We start from the raw sequence: 19,371 nt of genomic DNA on the forward strand, positions 1-19,371 counted from the left end.
CGCTCAGAGGACGATGTCGTCCAGGCTCCGGATCTCGGTGGCCTCGGACGTCGACTCCAGGCCGGTCAGCGGATCGGCGGCGGTGAGGTCGCCGAAGGCGAGACCGGTCAGCTTTTCGATGCGGCGCACCGGAACCTGGTAGGTGCGGTAGGCGCCGTAGTCGAATTCGGCGGGGGCGGCTTCGAGGCCGTGGATCAGCTCCTCCTGGCTGAGCAGGTACGCCGTCGCGGACAGCCGGCCGGCGGCGTGCACGGTCGCCACGACCTTCCAGAACTGACGGGGGAGCTGGACCCCGCGGTAGCGGTCGTCGTCCTCGGCCAGCACCGGGCCGGTGACGACGGTGACCCTGATGTTCTCCTTGTCCGCGTTCTTCAGCACGTAGTCCTCGAGGCCGGCCCACGTGGTCCGGTTCTGGTTGAAGTCCTTGTGCTGCGGGGAACAGTTCGTGAAGTGGAAGGTGTCGTCGTTGCCGAGCTGGGCGATCGCCGCCGTCGCACCCCACGCCGGGTCGAGGCGCCGGACCAGGTGACCGCGGTCCAGCGGGTTGTCGCGGTAGATTTCCTCGCCGATTTGCTCGCTCACGTCGACCCGCGGGTCAAGCGACCAGCGGTCCGCCTCTCGGCGCAACGGCTGGCTGGTGCCGCCGTCGATGTTGACCGCGGTGAAGAAGGCCAGGCCGCGCTGCTTGTTCAGGACGACGCTGAAGTGGTGGTAGGGCAGCACGTACCGCGGCTCGGCGGTCGCCTGCCGGTTGGTCGCGGCCAGCGGGACGAGCGTCTCCGGCAGCGTCGGCAGCGGCACCCGGTGCCCGGGCAGGAAGTCCGGGTCGTACCCCTCGCGGTTCGTGTAGTCCGGGTCGATCCGGATGCTCTCCGGCGCCCGCGTGGCCGGGACCGCCTCGGCGCGGAGCCGGATGTCGAACGGCATCGTGAGCGCCTGCGGCGTCGCGGCCGGGACGTCCACTGTGGACCTGGGGGTGCGCTCGGCCCGGGTGGAAAGCCGGTCGACGAGCACCTGCTGCTCGGGGGAGAACTGCTGTCCCCGCAGGAACTCCAGCAGCTTGCTCACCCGGATTCCCTCGTTCAGGTAATCGCCGAACTCCGCGTGCCCGTCCGCCGGGACGCTGGCGTGGTGCAGCGCCACGATCTCCCACTGGTCGTTGAACACCGGTGAGCCCGACGACCCGGGTTCGGTGTCGGTTTCGTAGTGCAGGAAGAGGTCGAGGATGTCCACGACGCGGTTCTCCCGCAGGGCGATCTTCTTCTTTTCGCCCTTCGGGTGCTGGATGATCGTGACGAAGTCGCCGATGATCGCCTTGCCTTCGGCGCCGATGAGGCGGTTGTGGCCGAACGGGCCCAGGTCGGCCGCATCGGCCTTGACGGCGACGAGCGCGAAGTCCAGTTCGGGGTCGGCGACGAAGAACCGGTCCGGATCCAGCTTGAAGGCCCGCACCGGGACCGGCAGGCCGTCGACGCCGTCCTGGTAGTTGAACTCGATGTTGCTGAACCCGGCGACTTCGGCGTTCGGCAGCACGTGGTGGTTGGTGAGCAGCAGGTCGGGTGACACCAGTGATCCGGTGCCGTAACCCTGCAGCCGCCCGCGGGCGTCGCGGATGCTCACCCGGCCGACCGCGCTCGCGGCCGTGACCCCGCCTTCGAGGTACCCGACGCCGAGCAGGTCGTCGGTGACGATGATCCGTTCCAGGATCGCGCTCGCGGCCCGCATGGCCGCGGGATCACCCGCCGCGATCGCCGCCGGGCTCACCGGCCGGACGTCGGGGTAGTAGCGGCCGAGGCGGTCGATCCGCGTGGCCACGCGGCCCGGCTCGTCGGCCTTGGCCAGGCCGCCGGGCTCGCGCAGCACCGCGATCTTGGCCCGTCTGGTGTCGATGCGGTCGTCGGCCCGTTTGGCCGCGGCGTCCTGCTGGTCTGTCGGTCCGTACGTCACGATGCCCTCCCCGGAGGCCGTTCCGGACGATTCGGACGATCGTCGGAAACAGTGCCTTAGTCGCAGCCTCGGAGGGCGTGTTACAGGGCGAAGTGCGTGTCGGCGGAAATCCTTTCCGAGCCGTTATCGTGAATTGCTCACACACTGTGCGGCAATGATCAAGAATGGGCCGCCATCTGGGAGAAGAAGCCGGCGATCTCCACCGGCGCGGTCGGGGTGAAACACGACGCCAGCCCCTGGGCGGACTCGAGTGAGGCATTTTCGGCGCGCGGGAACATCGCGGTTTCGTACCGCGCCAGCGCGGTCTCGAGGTCGTCCGGGTGCTCGAGGATGGCGCGGGCCAGGTCGGCCCCGTCGATCAGGGCGAGGTTCGCGCCCTCCCCGGCGTACGGCGACATCACGTGCGCGGCGTCGCCGACGAGCGTGACGCCCGGGACGCGCTCCCAGCGGTGCCCGGCCGGCAGGCCGAAGATCCGGCGCGGGGTGATCGTGTCCGAGCTGGAGCGGATGAGGTCGTGGAACACGGGCGCCCAGTCGGCGAACGCCCCGAGCAGGGCCTCGCGGGCCGCGCCGGGGTCGGCCCAGTCGACATCGGCGGCGTCCAGCCAGTCTTCCGGGACGCGGAGGGAGGCGCCGAGTTCGAGGTCGTCACCGCCGTGACCCAGGAAGCCCTTGTTGTCGGAAAGGGCGAAGACCATGCCGGGGCCGACGAGCTCGGCCAGTTCCGGGTGCTTCGCCGTGGCGTCCGGGACGAGGAGCTCGAGGTGGGTGACCCCGCAGTACTCCGGGGTCGCGGGCGACAGCAGCGGGCGCACCTTCGACCAGGTGCCGTCCGCGCCGACCAGGAGGTCGGTCTCGGTCGTGCTGCCGTCGCGGAAGGTGAGCTCGTGGCGGCCGCCGCCGAGCGCGCGGACCGCGGTGACCTTGTGGTCCCACACGATCCGGCCGGGGTCGAGCGAGTCGAGGAGCAGGGAGCGCAGCACCGTCCGGTCGATCTCCGGGCGGCCGCCCTCACCGCCTTCGGGCCCGGTGTCGACGTGGACGTGGGCGTTCTTGTCGAGGACTCGCACGTGCTCGCCCTGCGGGTGCGTGTGGCGGCGGAACTCGTCGTAGAGGCCGGCTTCGCGCAGGGCGAGCTGGCCGGTTTCCTCGTGGATGTCGAGGGATCCGCCCTGGCGGCGCACGCCGGGCGAGACGTCCAGTTCGTGGACGGTGGCGGAAACCCCGTGGTTCTGCAGGATGCGGGCGAGGACGAGGCCGGACAGGCCCGCCCCGACGATCGTGACGGAAGGTGAAGACATGGGAGGTCCTTAGTGGTCGGCCGGCGGCGGGCCGGCGGTGAGGATGCCGTCGAGCAGGACGTCGAGGGCCCAGTTGGCGCGCGAGGCGCCGGTGCCGGAGACGAGCGCGGCGGCGAGCGGGGCGATGTGCGGGTACCGCTGCGCGTCCACCGTGGTGATCTGCGTGGCGAGGGCGGACAGCGCCTCGGTCTTCTTCTCGGAGGCTTTCGGGCCGCTGTGCTCGACGGCGACCGCGGTGGGGTAGAGCAGGAGCAGGTCGACGCCCCAGGCCGCGGCCCGGTCGCTCGCCCCGCCTTCGCGCAGCAGGGCCAGCACGGTGTCGACCAGCGCCAGGTAGTGCGGGCCGCTGGGCTGGGTGGACATCGCCATCCGGGCGATCCCCGGGTAGCGGAAGAGCAGCTGCCCGTAGCTGCCGAGCAGGGCCTTCACCCGGTCACGCCAGGTGCCGGGGCCCGAGGTCGTCGGATTGATCTCGCCCAGGAGCACGTCGAGGATCTGCGCGTGCAGGTCCTCGGTGTTGCGCACGTAGACGTAGAGCGACGCGTGCCCCGAGTCGAGCGCGGCGGCGACCCGCCGCATCGTCACCTTCTCCAGGCCCTCGTCCCGCAGGATGCCGAGGGCGGTGTCGATGATCCCCTGCCGGGTGAGCGCGGCCTTCGCCGGCCGCTCACGGCGGCTGCGGGGCTTGTCGTCCTGGGGCATAACACCACCGTAGCACGACCATGGTCGTGACGACCATGGTCGGTGCTGGTTACGGGTGTTTTTCTGGACGGGTCACGGGTCGATAGTGGGACGGCGCCTCGCTGTGATCACGCCCATGGCCGGTGCAGGTAGGGCAGCGAAGTCAGCGTCTTGGTGGCGATGAGCGCGTCGGCGGCGTGGTGCGTGGCCAGGCGGAGCACCTCGTGGTCGCGGGCGGTCGCGGGGTTGGGGATGGCCAGCACGGTCATCCCGGCCGCGTGGGCCGAGCGGATCCCGGAACCCGAGTCCTCGACCGCGAGGCACCGGCCCGGGGCCACGCCCAGGCGGCGCGCGGCGAGCAGGTACGGGTCGGGCGCGGGCTTACCGCGGGCGACGTCGTCACCGGTCACGATCGCGGCGAACCGCAGGCCGGACGCCGCCACCGCGGCCAGGACGTAGCGGGCGGGGGAGGCCGACACCAGCGCGACCGGCCCCGCCGCGGCCGCGGCGGCGACCAGGTCCGCGGCCCCGGGCAGCAGCCCGAACCCGCCCCGGGCCAGCGCGTCGACCATCCCCTCGACGCACTCGGCCACGGCCGCCTCCGGCGTGAGGCCCGGGCAGCGCCGCGCGAGGTCGTCCGCCCAGTGGCCGGTGCTCCGGATCGCCGGGGTCCCCGTGTGGCGGGCCGCGACGGCGCCGACGACCCGGGCCCACGTCGCCGCGCTGTCGGCGAGAGTCCCGCCGAGATCGAACACGGTGGCCTCGAGCACCAGCCGGCCCGATCGGCGGGGCGATCCGATGCCGTCCAGGGCGGCCGTTCCGTCGCGGCGAGCGAGATCCATGACCTGTCCTCTCGGGGGCGGTGCTGCGGCCGATCCATGATCGACACGGCCGGCGGCGCACCGCACCTCGAACCCGCCCGGGTAACCCGAAGCGGTGACGGCGGCTCGGAGCCGTACTGCGGTTGCTGCGCAAGATGCGCGTACGGGCCCCGCTGGGCGTTCTGTTCAGCGGGATCCCGAACCCCACGACGAGTCCGATCGCCATCGCCAACGGGTTGAACGCGAAATCGCCGACCCTCGTGTCAGGCACGATGACCCCGGCCGCGGCCGGGCCCGCCAGCATGATGGCGGGAACCCGCTTGCCGCGCCCAAGGTCGCCTAGCCGGCTTCCGCCGTTACAGCCGTCAGGACCGCCGGAAGCGGCGCAGGAGTCCGCGGGCCAGCAGGGGAGCGATGATCGCTCCCAGCAGCACCAGCGTGGCCCAGCCGCCGATGCCCGGGCCGCCGCCGTCGTGGTCGTACGCGGCGGGGGCCGCGTCGCGCCAGTCCTTCGAACCGCCGTTGGCCAGCTCGTCCTCCGGGGACGCCGTCGCCGTCGCCGTGCCCGCCGAGGTCGACGGCCCCGCCGATTTACCCGGTCCGCCGGTCGGGTTGGTCAGCTTCTTGACGCCGCCGATCTTCTCGAACGGGTCGGGCGGGCTGGCCGCGCCCGCGCCGAGGCCGCCGTGGAACGTCGGGTTCCGGCAGTTGCCCGCGTTGAGCTGCTTCGCGGGCTGCCCGGTCAGCCGGGCGTTGGAGTTCATCATCTCCTGCGACAGGTTGGGCGGCAGCGGGGAATACCCGATCCTCGCCATGTTGACCTGGCCGTCGCACGCGATGTGCTCGAGGAAACCGGTCATCGTGTCGGTCTTGCCCTGCGCGTCGTAGCCGCCGCGGCAGGTGTCGCGGCCGGTCGTGCACGGCATCATGAGGTAGGAGTACGCGGAGATCGGGTACGTCTTGGGGTCCGGGTTCGTGTAGACGCCGTCGAGCTTCTGGCTCAGGTCGGGCCGCAGCTCGGCCTTGGTGAGCGCGGCGGCGATGTTCTCCGCGAACGGCTGGGTGTACTGGTGCGCCTCGTTTTCCACCCACACCGTCGGCGCGTGGTACTTCAGCGCGTAGCTGAATTCGTCGTAGCCGATCGAGAACGGGACGCGGTGCAGGCCGACCGCCTGGGCGATCTGCTCGGAGTCGCCGAACAGCTTGTAGAAGTCGGCGTCCGGCCCGCTGTAGGGCAGCTGGATCGGGCGGACGCCGTCGGGCAGCGGGCCGATGCCGGTGCCTTCGTTCCGCTGCACGAACGCCTTGTACGGCCCGGGCGCGGAATGCGCCACGAAGTCGTAGAACAACGCGGTGGTGCCCGACTGCGCGGTGCGGCCGAGCAGCGTGATCGGCTGGTCCGGCAACGCCTTCCCGCCGTTGGTGGCGCTGATCGCCGGGTCGTTCCAGCGGGTGATGTCCCGGCTGAAGATCCGGCCGATCACCTCACGGGTCAGGTGCAGGTAGTCGACCTGGTTCCCGCCCGCGTCGGTGACGTCGTACATCACCGCGACCGCGCCGGCGACGTCCGGGACGTACTGGTAGCCCCGCTGCTCGGCCGACTGCCCGCCGCCGCCCGCCGCGATCAGCGACGTGATCTCGGCTTCGGTGCCGGCGAAGTCCACCGTCCGGTCGCCGTACTGGTTGACCCCGGTGGGGGAGCCGCGGGTCGCGTAGTTGATCGGGATGCCACGGGAGTTCGCGCCGTTCTGCCAGTCGGACATGGCCGGGCCGACGTAGGTCGAACCCGATCCGGTGACCTTGTCGAGCGCGGCCGCCTGCGGGGCCGTCAGCAGCAGCACGCTCAGCACGGTCAGTGCGAGCGCGGCGACCTTGCGCATCAGCCGAACCGTCCGTTCACGTAGTCGTGGGTGCGTTCGTCCTCCGGCGAGCCGAAGATCTTCGACGTCGGCCCGTGCTCGATCACCCGGCCCGGTTCGTTCTCCGCGGCGAGGAAGAACGCGCAGTGGTCGGAAACCCGCTGCGCCTGCTGCATGTTGTGGGTCACGATGACGACGGTGACCTCGTGCCCGATCTCGGCGATCGTCTGCTCGATCCGGCGGGTCGACGTCGGGTCCAGCGCGGAGCACGGCTCGTCCATCAGCAGCACGTTCGGCTGCACGGCGAGGGACCGCGCGATGCACAGCCGCTGCTGCTGGCCACCCGAGAGCGCGCCGCCGGGGGAGCTCATCCGGTCGCGGACCTCGCGCCACAGCCCGGCGCGCTGCAGGCTCTGCTCGACGAGGGCGTCCTTGTCGTCGCACTTGACCCCGGCCAGCTTGAGCCCGGCGAGCACGTTGTCCCGGATGGACATCGCGGGGAACGGGTTCGGCTTCTGGAACACCATCCCGATCCGCAGCCGGACGTGCTGGGCGCGGGTGCCGTCGGCGTAGATGTCGGTGCCGTCCAGCAGGACCTCGCCGGCCAGGCTCGCCGACGGCACGAGCTCGTGCATCCGGTTGAGGATCCGCAGGAACGTCGACTTGCCGCAGCCCGACGGCCCGATCAGCGCGGTCACCTCGCGGGCCGGCATGTGCAGCGACACGCCCTCGAGGACGAGGCGGTCGCCGAACCACGCGGCGACCCCGCGCGACTCCAGTTCGGCGGCACCGGGCGGCGGGCCGCCGGTCAGGCGCACCGCGGCGGCGGGTGCACTGTCCGAAGAGGACAGTTCGATCGTGGTGTCGGTCACCGGGTCTCCTGGTTCCGTTGCGCGGTCGTCCGCCGGGCCCGGCGCTTCGACCGGTCACGCCCGGCGACGCGGGCGAGGGCGAACAGGGTGAAGATGAGCAGGATCAGCACGAGCGCGCCGACGTAGCCGCGCTGCTGGACGTTCTCCAGCGGCTCCTTGATGTAGCGGTAGACGAACAGCGGCAGGCTCTCCTGCGGGCCGCCGACCGGGTTGGCGTTGAGGAAGACCGCGCCGAACGAGGTGAACAGCAGCGGCGCCGTCTCGCCCGCGACCCGGGCCACGCCGAGGATCACCGCGGTCGTGACGCCGGTGCGCGCGGTCGGCAGCACCACCGACCAGACCGTCCGCGCCCGGCTCGCGCCCAGCGCCAGCGACGCCTCGCGCAGCCCGTCGGGCACCAGTCGCAGCACGACGTCGATCGTGCGGGTCACGGTGGGGAGCATGACCATGGTCAGCGCCAGCGTCGCCATCAGCCCGCTGTAGCTGAAGAACCCGACACCGGCCTGGATGCCGGGGATGATCAGGGCGGCGTAGACGAACAGGCCCGCGACGATCGAGGGCAGGCCGCTCATCGCGTCGACCATGATCCGGACCGGACGGCGGAAGCGCGAGCGGGTCTCGTTGAGGAAGACCGCGGTGAGCAGCCCGAGCGGGACGACCAGGACCAGCGTCAGCGCCGTCTGCTCCAGGGTGCCGACGATCGCGTGCAGGCCGCCGGTGTCGGTGACCGGGTCGGTCGGGCCGACGGTGGACATGTCGTGGTCGAAGAAGCTCAGGCGCAGGTACGGCGCGCCGTGCACGACGATGTAGCCGAGCAGGAACAGCAGCGGTACCAGCAGGCCCAGCGCGCCGGTGACGACGACGGTCGAGACGAGCCGATCGGCGGCGGCGAGCCGGCCCAGCCGGTCGCGGGTGACCAGGTACAGCATCGCCAGGTACAGCCCGTAGGCCACGACGAGGTCGGCCAGCCAGCCGGGCGAGGTCAGCAGCAGGTGCAGCACGAACCACGTCAGCAGCACCGCCGAGACCGCGCAGCCGAGCGCGGCGAGGCGGTCCTGGCGGGTGGTCGGGGACGTCCGGCGCTTCACGAGCGGCCGCGGCCGGACCGAGGTTTCCGCCGCGCGGGGCAGGGTCGTGGTCATCAGGCGTCCACCCCCGCCCCGGAGCGGCTGCGGGAGATGATCACCGACGCCGTGAAGTTGGTGGCCAGCGTGAAGACGAACAGCACCAGCCCGGCGGCCATGAGCCCGCTCAGCGCCAGCCCGGACGCGCCGGAGTTGTTCGCGATGAAGCCCGAGATCGTCGCGCCGCCGAACTGCAGGACGTGCGTCGCGATCTGCGGGACCTGGGGCAGCAACAGGGAAACCGCGATGGTCTCGCCGAGCGCGCGGCCCATCCCGAGCATCGAGCCGCCGATGATCCCGCCCCGCCCGAACGGCAGCATCACCGTCTTCACCATGCCCCACCGGGTGCTGCCGAGCGCGAGCGCGGCCTCCTTCTCCCCGGGCGGCGTCTGGGAGAAGACCTCGCGGATGATCGACGTCGTGATCGGCAGGACCATCAGCGAAACGACGAGCCCGGCGATGAACATCGAGTTGAGGAACAGGGTGTTCTCCTGGCGCGCGAACGGCGGGAACCAGCCGAAGTTGTCCGTCAGCCACTGCGACACCGGGACGACCTGGGGGCCGAGGAAGCTGAACCCCCACAGGCCGTAGAGCAGACTGGGGATCGCCGCCAGCAGGTCGACCAGGCCGGTCAGGAACCCGCGCAGCCGCCCGTTCGCGTACTCGGTGATGTACAGCGCGGCGAGGATCGACAGCGGGACCGCGACGCAGACCGCGATCAGCGCCACCACCACCGTGCCGTAAAGCAGGCCGAGCACCCCGAGCGCGCCGTTGGCGGCGTCGAACTTGACCGTGGTGAAGAACCCGAAGCCGCTGGCGTCGAAGGCCGGGCCCGAACGGTAGACCAGGAAGAACCCGATCACGACGAGGATCGCGAGCATGGCCAGGCCCGCGCCCGTGGTCACCCGCCGGAACGCGCGGTCCGCGCGGGAGGGCAGATCGGCGACGGCCCGCCGGACCGGGGACCCGGGAGGCGGCTCGGGCCGGGGGAGCGCGACGGTCACGGAAAGCCTTTCCTGGAGGGGACTTCGAGGGCAGCAGGCATCGCCCCTGCCGAGGCCAGTATGTGCGGGAGCCCGCGGGGAAAGGTGTACGCGCGGAAAACGCCCGACGGGACGTGCGTGAATCAGTTTCGGCACCGGCTCCGGGTCCATTGACCGTGCCCTCCGGACTCGGGGAGGTTGGGGCCGGGCGCGCGCCGCCGCGGTGCGCGCCGTCTGTCATCGTGCCTTGGAAACCGGGGGCCTTCCGTGTCTTTCGTCCTGCTCAGGCGTGTCGGGCTGGTGCTCGCCTGCGGCGTACTGGCGGTGCTGGGAAGCGCTGTCCCGCCGCCGGCGCTCGCCCAGGAGAGCCCGCCGCCACCCGCGTACACCCTCCGGACCGTGCCCGCCGACCTTTCCCGGGTGCAGGACGGTGATCCGCTGCAGGTGGTCGTCTCCGGCCTGCCCGCGGGCAGCCTCGCGCAGCTGAAGGTGTGCCCCACCCAGCTGCCCGACAACCTGCTGAAGCCGGACTTCTCCACCGGCTCCGTGCAGTGGGTGCCCGATCACGACTTCGGGTCCCGCGTGCGCAACTACTGCGCCGAGGAGTTCAGCGACGAGCTGACCGGCCAGCGCTCCGGCACCCACAACGTGACCCGGGTCCGCAGCCGCACCAGCGGTGACGTGGTGTTCGACGTGACCGTCCCGCGTGGACAGTCGAAGCCCGGGTTCGTCGGCTTCGACCCGAAGTACACCAACTTCGACAAGGACGAGAACTTCCCCTGGGCCGACAACCCGCTGCTGTCGCAGGACCCGGCGACCGGCACCCAGATCCGGACCCGGTCGTGGTCGTACTCGTGCGACGAGAACACGCCGTGCGCGCTGACGCTGGAGATCGTCGGCGCCGACGCGGCGGGGAACCCGTTCGACGTCTTCGACAACTCGAAGGTGTTCCGCCCGGCGGCGCCGGGCCTGACGGTGCGCGGCTGCGGCGGGATCGGGCAGCAGACCCTCAACGCCAGCATGCCGGAGCGGTTCGGCCGGACCGCGGTGGCGTGGAACCAGCTGCTGTGCGGGCCGACCGCCGGGGAACAGCCGACCACGATCGTCGGCGAGACCGAGGACGCCGGCCTGAAGGCGTTCGACACCGGCGCGTCCGACGTCGTGGTCACCGGTTCGGGGAGCGCGCTCGCGTCGCAGACCGTGCGGGAGCGGGAGTACGTCCCGGCCGGGCTGAACGCCGCGGTCGTCGCCAGCACCGGCTGGTCGCCGACCGACACCGACGACAACGGCTCGCCGCTGATCTCCCAGGTCACCGCCCCGTTCTCGATGACGTTCGACGAGCTGGCCCTGATGCTCAGCCACGGCGGGCAGAACCCCGACTCCACTGGGCGCGGCGGCATCTTCCGGGACGACTCCGCGTTCGTCGCCCGGAACCCGGCGCTGGCCAAGGTGCAGGCGTCGCCGCTGCCGAGCGAGTTCCTGAACCCGGTCGTCCGCGCCGGCGCCGACCCGACGGCGTTGTTCTGGGGCCTCACCGGGGAAGCCGGCGCGGGCACCGTCCCGGCCGCGGTGAGCAGCGTGCTCACCCGCAGCGCGCCGTCGTCGTGGCAGTTCCCGGCCCTGAAGGAGATCTACGGCGACGCCGCGGGCAAGTCGCCCGAGGTGATCACCGACCTCGGGGTGCTGGACCCGGGCGCGAACCCGCAGCACAACGTCGACGCCAAGGTCGGCCAGCTCGCCGTGCGCAAGGCCGTCGACAGCGTGATGACCGGGACCAGCTCGAGCTGTTTCGGCGGCTGCCTCAACTGGGTCGTCACGGACCTCGCGACGGCGCGGGCCTACGGCTGGAAGCCGGTCGCGCTGCCGAACGCGAACGGGCAGTTCGTCGAGCCGACGGAGGCGAGCCTGCAGGCCGCGGCGAACAGCATGAAGGAGGGCCCGGACGGCACGCTGCAGCCGGGCACCGCCACCGACCCCGCGGCTTACCCGCTGACGTTCGCGGAGTACGTCGCGGCGCCGGTCAACCCGCTCGTCGACGCGCAGTGCGCGCCGCTGACGGCCAAGCAGGCCGAGCTCGCGACCGTGCTGCGGATGGCCCGCAACGGCGGGCAGGGCGTGCTGGCGCCCGGCCTCGCGCCGCTGACCCCGGTATTGGCGGGCGAGGCCGAGACCCGGGCGGCGAAGATCGGGACCGGCACGGCGGCCGAGGCGTGCCAGGAACGGGAAGAGGCGAAGAACCCGCCCCCGGCCGGGTCCACGGGCACCGGGGGCACCGCGACTCCGGCGTCGAACCCCGCCGCCGCGGCGAACACCCCGGCGGCAGCGGTCGGGCCCGCCCCGGCCGCGGTGCCGACCCAGGCGAGCGTGCTGGCGGCCAAGAACCTCGCCGACTCGGTGGCGATCCCGCCGTTCGCCGGCGCCGGTGTGCTCGGCGCGCTGATCCCGCTGCTGGCGTTGCTGGTGCTGACGACGCTCCCGTCGTTGACGGCGTACGCGACCGCGGGCCGGCCCGCGCCACCGTGGCTGAGCCGGACCGTCGCGCGGTTCCGCTTCCGCCGTGGTGGTGTCGCGTGAGCACGGTGACCGAACCCCCGGCCGAGTCCGAAGTGGACGATCGGCTGCTCGCGTTCAGCCCGGGGTGGATCGCCACGACGGTGTTCGCCTGGCTGGTCACCACGGTCGTCGCGCTGGCGCTGGTCGTCTACGCGCTGGGCCCGATGGTCCAGGCCGCCGACCAGCGCACCGCGCTGGCCGGGATCCGCGGCGAGATGGACCGGGCGCTGGGGGCCAGCCAGAGCCTCCTCGGGGCGCCGCCGCCGACGACGCCGATCGAGTTCGGCGCGCCGGCCGCGGTGCTGGAGATCCCGAAGCTGGCGCTGCGGCAGGTGGTCCTCGAAGGCGTGTCGAGCGCGGAGACCGCGTCCGGCCCCGGGCACGTACCGGGCACGTCCGGGCCCGGCCAGCCGGGCAACGCGGCGATCGTCGGCCGGTATTCGGGGTACGGCGGCCCGTTCGCGTCGCTGGCCCGCCTCGCCCCGGGTGACGAGCTGGTCGTCGCCACGCCCCAGGGCGTTTCGGTGTACCGGGTGCATGACGTGGCCACGCGAGCCCTGGACGAGAGCGTCGACTACGGCAAGACACCGGACGACCGGCTGACCCTGGTGACGTCGACGTCGTGGTGGCCGCTCGCCGCCACGCAGGCCACGGTGGTGACGGCCGGTCTCGAAGGCCGCCCGTTCCGCCCCACCCCGCAGAACGGCCGCGCCGACGTCCAGGACGGCCGCACGGGCGACCCGGGCGCCTGGGCCGCGCTGGCCCTGGCGTTCGGCGCGTTCGTGGTGGCAGCCGCGGGCGCGACCCTGCTGTACCGCCGCTGGCGCCCGGTGTCGACGTACGTGATCACGGCACCGATCCTGCTGACGCTGGTCTCACTGGCGGCACTGGCGTTGTGGAAGCTGTTTCCCGCCTGGGCCTGAGAGCCGGCTCGCACGAAGGCCCGGCGCCCGAGGGGCGCCGGGCCTTCGCCGTTGGTGCCGCGGCTGCCGGTTTGTGGGTCTGCCACGGCTTGTCGTGAGTGTTTAGAAGGGTTAGAACCCGTCTAAACACTCACGACCACCCGGCCACAGGAACAGCCGCGAGGGACGCGAAAGGGGCCCGGCGCCGCAGCGCCGGGCCCCGCTTTCGTTACCGCGTCAGGACTTGGTGCAGGTGAGGGTGCCCGTGCCGGTGATCGTCTTGAAGCCGTACTTGACGATCGTCGCCGCGAGCTTGCCGCCGCACAGCGGGCTGGCAGTGGTGGCCGTGTCGGTCGGGTCGAAACCGACGCCGCGCTTGGCCGCGTTGTAGGAGCGGCTGCGGGTGTCCAGGACGTGGAAAACGAGACGCGAGCCGAGGAACGTGTCGGTGAACGCCGGGGCGTAGCTGCCCGCCGAGCCGGACACCGGGGCACCGTCGGAGCCCGCGTCGGTCAGCTTGTTGACGGTGTAGCCGTTGCGCTTGTTGGTCAGCACGCCGTTGCCCTGCGCCACCCAGCTCGCGATCGAGAACGGGGCGATCGCCGCGGACTGGTCGGCCGCCGCGATGCTCGTCGCGTCGTTCTCCTGGAAGCGGTTCACGGTCAGGCCCGAGATCGTCGCCGGGTCGAAGCCGAGGACGGTGCCGGTGAAGAAGCTCAGCGTGCCCGAGCCCAGCTGCGGCAGGTAGAGCTTGATCGCCGCGTTCGTGCCGCCGACCTGGTTCCAGTTGGTGATGGTGCCGTTGTAGATGTCACGCAGCTGGGTGAGCGTCAGCGTCAGGCCGGCGCCCGCGCCGGTCGAGGAGGACGACCAGGTCACGCCGTCCCGCGCGAACGCGTAGTACTCGAAGGTCGACGGGTCCGAGGTGGCCCGGCCCGAGGACGACCGCGCGATGTCCACGGCGCCGTTGCCGGCGTCCGCCGATGCCTTCAGCGCCGCCTTGCCCGCGCCCGAGCCGTCGGGCGGGAGGTTGCCCGGGTTGGTGTAGGTGATGGCCGGGTTGAAGATGTCGGCCGGCACCGTGAACGAGGCCCCCGAGGCCAGGGTCGGCGGCACGTCGACGAAGTTGTCCGGGTCGGTGTTCCACGTCCGCGGCAGCTTGTTCGCGTCGGTGAAGACCGCGCCGGTGATGCCGAAGATGGTGTCGGAGCCGACGGCCGCGACGACCTCCGGGTTGCCGTTCGCCGGCGGCACCGCCACGGCGGTACCGGTCATGACGAGGCTTGCGCCGGCCGCAACGGCCGAAACACCGAGAAGACGAGTGGTACGAGCACGCATCGTGTTGACACTCTTTCTCTGCTGGTCCCCATAACGCCGCGGGATCCCGCGGCCTCTTCATCTCCTCGCGGCAGCCTGTCCGACGGCACTGTTTGGCGTTCCCGCCCGACGTCGTGGTGGTTAAGGTCCGGGAAACACGGGCGCATCCGGTCCATTCACGCGGAATCGCCGGCGGAGTTCCGCCGGTACTTCTGCCGCCAGTCCACGACCGTTTCGATGTCTTCGACACTCGCGGTCATGGCGGCCAGCCGGAACCGGTCCAGTCCACGCTGGGCTTCGATCCGCCGCCCGTACGCGTGCGTGGCTTCGGCGACCGACACGCCGTCCAATTTGAGCAGCCAGCGCCAGCGTCCGCCGCTGATGTGCCGGAAGTCCGTGCTCAGCAACTCCATGTGTGCCTTGAGGACCGTGATGGCCGCCAGGCATTCGGTCTCCCGCGCGCAGTCGGCGACCCCCGCCCCCAGCGAGACGTTGTTCCCGCCCAGCAGCCGCCAGCGCAGCGTCCGCTGTTCGGTCTGGACGAGCTGGAATCTCGGCCGGCTGCGCAGGCGGCCCGCGGTGTTCCCCCGTGTCACAGTGGACTCATCGTCGGGCGCCCCGCGCGGGGTTACCGCATCGCGTTAAGGCGCGACGGCTTGGGGATGAACAGTTCCGGCGGTACTCCGAACGGCCGCGCGTGTTTTTGTCCGGCCGGAACAATTCCCGGACATTCGTGAAGGACCGACGGCCGGGTCCTGAACGCCGCGGGAAAACCGGCGAAGTGGGGAAACGCTCTCCCGCGCGCCGCCGACAGCCCCAACGTCAGCGCCGGCTCCCGGCGCTCGAGAACCCATTGGGGACAACCATGAGTCGTTTCATCGCCCGGTTCACGGCGGGTATCGCCGTCGCGGCGGCCGTCCTGACCCTCAGTGCCCTCCCCGCCACCGCCGCCACCACGGCGGACCCGGCGGTCACGAAGCTCACCGCCCAGGCCGGCAGCACCCGGGTCGACGCCGGCACCCCGGTCACCATCAGCGGGCGCCTGACCAGCGCGGCCAAGCCGGTCGCCGGCGTGACCGTCGGGATCGCCTACTGCACCGAGGACTTCTGCGGCGAGTTCGACGCCCAGCCCGTGACCGACGCCAACGGCCGCTACCGGGCGACCGTGACCCCGATTCGCTCCGGCCACTACCGCGCCGACTTCCTGCCCGCCGACGAAACCCTGGCCGCGGCCAGCGCGAGCACGGCCGACGTCGTCGTGATCCAGCCCGCGAAGATCACGTCGTTCACCGCCGCCCGCGGCGCGGACGGCACGATCACCGCGGCGGGCACCATCGACTTCCCGCGCTTCACCCCGCCCTCGATCCCGGTGAAGGTCGAGTACCTGGCGGCGGGTTCGGTGTGCTGGACGACGGCCGCCACCGTCGAAGCCCAGTGGAACGGAAGCGCTTTCGGCTTCTCGGCCACCGCGCAGCTGCGCGGCCCGGGTGTCTGGCGCGCGTCCTACGCCGGGGTCGCCGACGAGTTCCACTCGGCGACCAGCGGCTTCGTGCTGGTTCGCTGACGCACCAAGGGGCGGCGGCTTCCCGGCCGTCGCCCCGGTTCAGCGCTCCCGGCGCTCGTCGGCGTGGAGCACCACGTCGGCTTCGGGGAGCGCGTCCCGGACGGCCCCTTCCTGGGCCTTCGGGACGCCGTGCAGCTCGACCCGCACCGGGCCGAGACGCCGTAGCCGCACCAGGTCCGCGACCGGCTCGGTGGTGGTGAGCGCGAGCCGGCGCAGGGTCGGCAGCGCGGCCAGCTCGCCGACCTCCTCGACGCTCGGGATGCCGGCCATCGTGACGGCTTCGACCTCGGCCAGGCGCGTGATGCCGCGCAGGTTGCGCTGGTCCGCGCGCACCGCGACCTCCAGCTCGCCGACCCGGAGCCCCTCCGGCAGCAGGTCCAGGCCCTGGGAGAGCTTCCGGTGCCGCAGGGACAGCCGCGGCAGGAGGGTGCCGTCGAGGGTGCGCAGCGCCGTGATGGCTTCGAGGGACCCGGCGTGCAGCCGCAGGTCCGTGATCCCCATCCGGGCCAGCGCCGACAGGTCGGTGAGCGCGCTGCTGAACCCGGAGATCCACAGCGACCGCAGGCCGGTGCACTCGACGAGCTCGTCCAGGTCGTCGACGACGTCGTTGGACTTGAGCTCGAGGTGGCGCAGGTCGTGCAGCCGGGGCAGCGGGTGGATGCCGCGCGCCCGGTCGTCGAGGGGCACGTCGCCGACCAGCTGCAGCGCCTTGAGGGTGCGCAGGTGGTGCAGCCGGCGCAGGACGTCCCACCGGTGCACCTCCAGCAGGTAGTCGCCGAACTCGACGTTGGCCAGCGACGTCGCCGCGTACTCCTCGGAGTATTCGTTGTACCGCCAGGCGCGCAGCAGCTCGTTGATGACCGACCGGCGGTGGGTGCCGCTGAACATCCGGATCTTCTCCCACGACTCCTCACCGCCGATGAGGGCGAGCGCGCGGATGACGTGCGCGGCGATCCGGTCGGGGCGTTCGCCGGTGCGCGCGGCCAGCTCGTCGATCTCGCCGGGACCGGGCAGCAGGTCGATGACGAACGAGCCGGCCTTGGCGAGCATCTCGGCCTCGTCGAACCCGGCCGGCGGGACCAGGCCGCGCACGGCGGCGAGCACGTCGGTGCGGACCTGCTCGGGCTCGATGACGTCGACGTGCCCCAGCGCCGCGGCCGCCAGCAGGACCAGCCGGTCGGCGACCTCGTGGTCGCGCCGGGTGCCGCGCCGGTTCGCCCGGTCCAGTAGCCGGGCGAGCAGATCGCCGGCTTCACTGGCGCGTGCCTGCGCCGCGACCATGAACACGACCTCGTTGAGCGCGTCGTCGTGGGCGTGCTCGACGACGTAACCGATCTCGCCCGCCTTGACGAACTCGCCCGCGGCCAGGAAGTCGCGGAAGGTCCGGTGCACGAACGCGATCCGGTGGTCGGCCTCGTTCTCGCGCAGGACGCCGCTGCGCTCGAGCAGGTGCCGGAGCACCAGCTCGGGCTCGACGCCCTGGGAGCGCAGGCCGGACATGGCGCGGCCGAAGCGTCTCGTCGCGTCGTCGCGGTGCACGAGCAGCTCGGCGTTGCGGACCATCGGCGCGGCGAACCGCTCCAGGAGGATGATCTTCTCCTTGTCCGACATCCGCAGCTCGTCCTCGACCTGGACGCCGCGGCGGGTGTCCCACTCGCCCAGCAGCAGCTGCAACGCCTTGTCCAGCAGGTCCTTGCGGCTCTGCGGCAGGTACATGTTCTCCCGGCGGTAGAGCGCGCACAGCAGCGAGCAGAGCAGCGGGCTCGACACCAGGCCCCGCACGTCCGGGCGGGCCGCGAGCGCCTCGCCGAGCCGTTCCTCGCAGCCGGTCAGCCAGCCGCGCTGCACCTCGTCGGTCTCCAGCGCCCGCGCCGCGGCGTACCAGTGCGCGACGAGCTCGCGCATGCCCCGGCCGCTGAGCGGGAGCAGCTCGTACCGGGGGAGCGGTTCGCCGGCCGAGGGCCAGTCCTCGTCGACCGCCGAAGGCCGGGTGCTGATCACGTAACGGGCCTCGGGATACCCCCGCAGCAGGCCTTCCAGCCAGCGGCGCACGACCTCGCGGCGCGGCTGGAGCACCTCGTCGACGCCGTCGACGAGGACCATGGCCCGGCCGGACCGCAGCAGCGCGCTGACCCAGCCCGCGGGCTTTTCGCCGGCGAGCGCGGGCGCGCTCACGCGCACGAGGTCTTCGGGCTGCGGCAGCTCCCCGTCGGCGAACTGCCGCAGCGGGACGAAGAACGGCACGACGCCGTGCCACGGGTCGTCGTCCTCGGTCTCGGCGCGCAGTGCGGTGGTCGCGGCCGTGTGGGCCAGCCACTGCAGGAGCGTGGTCTTCCCGGCGCCGGCGCCGCCGACCAGCAGGACGTGCCGGTCGGTGGCCAGCGCGTGCGCCGCGTCGGTGCCGGTGCCGGTCAGCGCGGTGTCGGCGGGGGAGAGCGAGCGGCGGGCCAGCGAGGGCACGGAGTAGAACTCCGCGAACGAGTGCCGGGCGGGCGCGCGGCCCGGGCCGACCTGGAACAGCTCGAAGGTGGCGTACGAGCCGGCCAGGTAGGACTGGTAGTGCCGCTCGAAGGCGTCCGCGGCGGAGCGGGCGCGGCGGTCGGGCTGCCCGCCCAGGGTCTCCACCTGGCGCCGCAGGTCCGTGATCTCCCCGGCCATCGCGGCCTGGACGGCGTGCATCACCTCATCGACCGCACGGGCGCGCCGCGCGATCCGACGGCAGCACTCGGTCAGCAGCCGGTCGAACGCCTCGACCCCGTCCGGCCCCAGCGCCGCGGCCGCGAGGGGCCGCCGGCCCGCGGCGGCGGTGCGCGCCTTCAGCCGCGTTTCGTCGGTGAGCACGGCCGGGTCCGCGCGGACGAGCCCGCCGACGTCGGCCGCCACGAGCGCGTCGGCCACGGCGTCGAGCGCGGCCTGCCAGTCGCCGTCGGAGAGCGCGGCGAACTCGACCCGCCGGAGATCGGCCAGATCCTCTTCGGCGGCCAGCAGCTGCCGCGCCGGATCACCCAGGGCGCGAAGCTTGCGCTGCGCGCCGAGCCGATCGGCCCCACGCTCGACGGCCCACTGGTGCAGCGCGGAGAACGTGGCCCCGAGAGCGGCGACCAAGGCGGACGACAGCGGATCGACGGTGACACCCCCACGATGACGAACCCGATGATCACAGTGTATCGAAGGCGCAGCTCCCGCGCCCCTGCGCGCAGGACGGCCACCTCATCAGGCGGCGGCCGCCGACCCGCAGGCACGCCCGGTTCGGGCCGCCGGGATCAGCGCGGTCGCCAGAGCCGTGGCCTGCTGCTTCCACCCGGCCGCCGTGAGCCGGATCGGCATTTCGGTGCGGCCGCCTGGGCTCCGCTGTGGCGGGACCTTCGCCGGTGCACCGAGCGCAGCCGGAGCAGCGAACCTGTAAAGACCAGGCGAACCAGCGACCCGCGCACCGAGCGGATTCGC

Annotated in this window: 14 protein-coding genes; 3 read left to right on the forward strand and 11 right to left on the reverse strand. The window is 72.2% G+C overall.

What is annotated here, in order from left to right; translation table 11 throughout:
* Positions 1-3: 3 nt before the first annotated feature.
* The 8 genes from VA596_RS45220 to pstC form a co-directional block, all read right to left on the reverse strand.
* Positions 4-1,947, reverse strand: coding sequence for a DNA/RNA non-specific endonuclease (locus VA596_RS45220; protein ID WP_323336289.1), 1,944 nt, complete (start codon positions 1,945-1,947; stop codon positions 4-6).
* A 158-nt stretch (positions 1,948-2,105) separates the two neighbouring features.
* On the reverse strand, positions 2,106-3,248 hold the full coding sequence (locus tag VA596_RS45225) for an FAD-dependent oxidoreductase (protein WP_323336291.1): 1,143 nt from the start codon (positions 3,246-3,248) through the stop codon (positions 2,106-2,108).
* A 9-nt stretch (positions 3,249-3,257) separates the two neighbouring features.
* The gene (locus VA596_RS45230) at positions 3,258-3,950 is read right to left on the reverse strand and encodes a TetR/AcrR family transcriptional regulator (RefSeq protein ID WP_323336293.1); all 693 of its coding nucleotides are present in this window, start codon (positions 3,948-3,950) and stop codon (positions 3,258-3,260) included.
* Positions 3,951-4,057: 107 nt separating this feature from the next.
* Complete coding sequence (locus VA596_RS45235) at positions 4,058-4,771, reverse strand: HAD family hydrolase (RefSeq protein ID WP_323336295.1); 714 nt, start codon at positions 4,769-4,771, stop codon at positions 4,058-4,060.
* Between the two features lie 344 nt (positions 4,772-5,115).
* Positions 5,116-6,630: a substrate-binding domain-containing protein gene (locus VA596_RS45240; protein WP_410171980.1), complete on the reverse strand. Its 1,515-nt coding sequence runs from the start codon at positions 6,628-6,630 to the stop codon at positions 5,116-5,118.
* Positions 6,630-7,427, reverse strand: a complete 798-nt coding sequence (locus tag VA596_RS45245; protein WP_410171982.1) for a phosphate ABC transporter ATP-binding protein — start codon at positions 7,425-7,427, stop codon at positions 6,630-6,632. Before VA596_RS45245 ends, VA596_RS45240 begins: the two co-directional genes overlap by 1 nt.
* A 50-nt stretch (positions 7,428-7,477) precedes the next feature.
* Entirely contained in the window at positions 7,478-8,623 is a 1,146-nt protein-coding gene (gene pstA / locus VA596_RS45250) for a phosphate ABC transporter permease PstA (RefSeq protein ID WP_323336297.1), read from the reverse strand.
* Complete coding sequence (gene pstC / locus VA596_RS45255; protein ID WP_323336299.1) at positions 8,623-9,609, reverse strand: phosphate ABC transporter permease subunit PstC; 987 nt, start codon at positions 9,607-9,609, stop codon at positions 8,623-8,625. Before pstC ends, pstA begins: the two co-directional genes overlap by 1 nt.
* A 246-nt stretch (positions 9,610-9,855) precedes the next feature.
* Between pstC and VA596_RS45260 the strand changes: the two genes are divergently transcribed.
* Together VA596_RS45260 and VA596_RS45265 are read left to right on the forward strand one after the other, a co-directional pair.
* The gene (locus VA596_RS45260) at positions 9,856-12,162 is read left to right on the forward strand and encodes a hypothetical protein (RefSeq protein ID WP_323336301.1); all 2,307 of its coding nucleotides are present in this window, start codon (positions 9,856-9,858) and stop codon (positions 12,160-12,162) included.
* Entirely contained in the window at positions 12,159-13,064 is a 906-nt protein-coding gene (locus VA596_RS45265) for a class E sortase (RefSeq protein ID WP_323336303.1), read from the forward strand. The genes VA596_RS45260 and VA596_RS45265 overlap by 4 nt, the downstream gene beginning before the upstream one ends.
* Positions 13,065-13,280: 216 nt before the next feature.
* Here the strand turns inward: VA596_RS45265 and VA596_RS45270 are convergent, their stop codons facing one another.
* Together VA596_RS45270 and VA596_RS45275 are read right to left on the reverse strand one after the other, a co-directional pair.
* Positions 13,281-14,318, reverse strand: a complete 1,038-nt coding sequence (locus VA596_RS45270; RefSeq protein WP_323336305.1) for a PstS family phosphate ABC transporter substrate-binding protein — start codon at positions 14,316-14,318, stop codon at positions 13,281-13,283.
* A gap of 218 nt (positions 14,319-14,536) precedes the next feature.
* On the reverse strand, positions 14,537-14,956 hold the full coding sequence (locus VA596_RS45275) for a DUF1508 domain-containing protein (protein ID WP_323336307.1): 420 nt from the start codon (positions 14,954-14,956) through the stop codon (positions 14,537-14,539).
* A 269-nt stretch (positions 14,957-15,225) separates the two neighbouring features.
* Between VA596_RS45275 and VA596_RS45280 the strand changes: the two genes are divergently transcribed.
* Positions 15,226-15,924, forward strand: a complete 699-nt coding sequence (locus tag VA596_RS45280; RefSeq protein WP_323336309.1) for a peptidase associated/transthyretin-like domain-containing protein — start codon at positions 15,226-15,228, stop codon at positions 15,922-15,924.
* A 39-nt stretch (positions 15,925-15,963) separates the two neighbouring features.
* Here VA596_RS45280 and VA596_RS45285 read toward each other — a convergent pair whose 3' ends face one another.
* Positions 15,964-19,092, reverse strand: coding sequence for an NACHT domain-containing protein (locus VA596_RS45285; protein ID WP_410171984.1), 3,129 nt, complete (start codon positions 19,090-19,092; stop codon positions 15,964-15,966).
* Positions 19,093-19,371: the final 279 nt, after the last annotated feature.

Origin of the sequence: Amycolatopsis heterodermiae (assembly GCF_034929455.1) — a bacterium.
Lineage (GTDB): Bacteria > Actinomycetota > Actinomycetes > Mycobacteriales > Pseudonocardiaceae > Amycolatopsis > Amycolatopsis heterodermiae.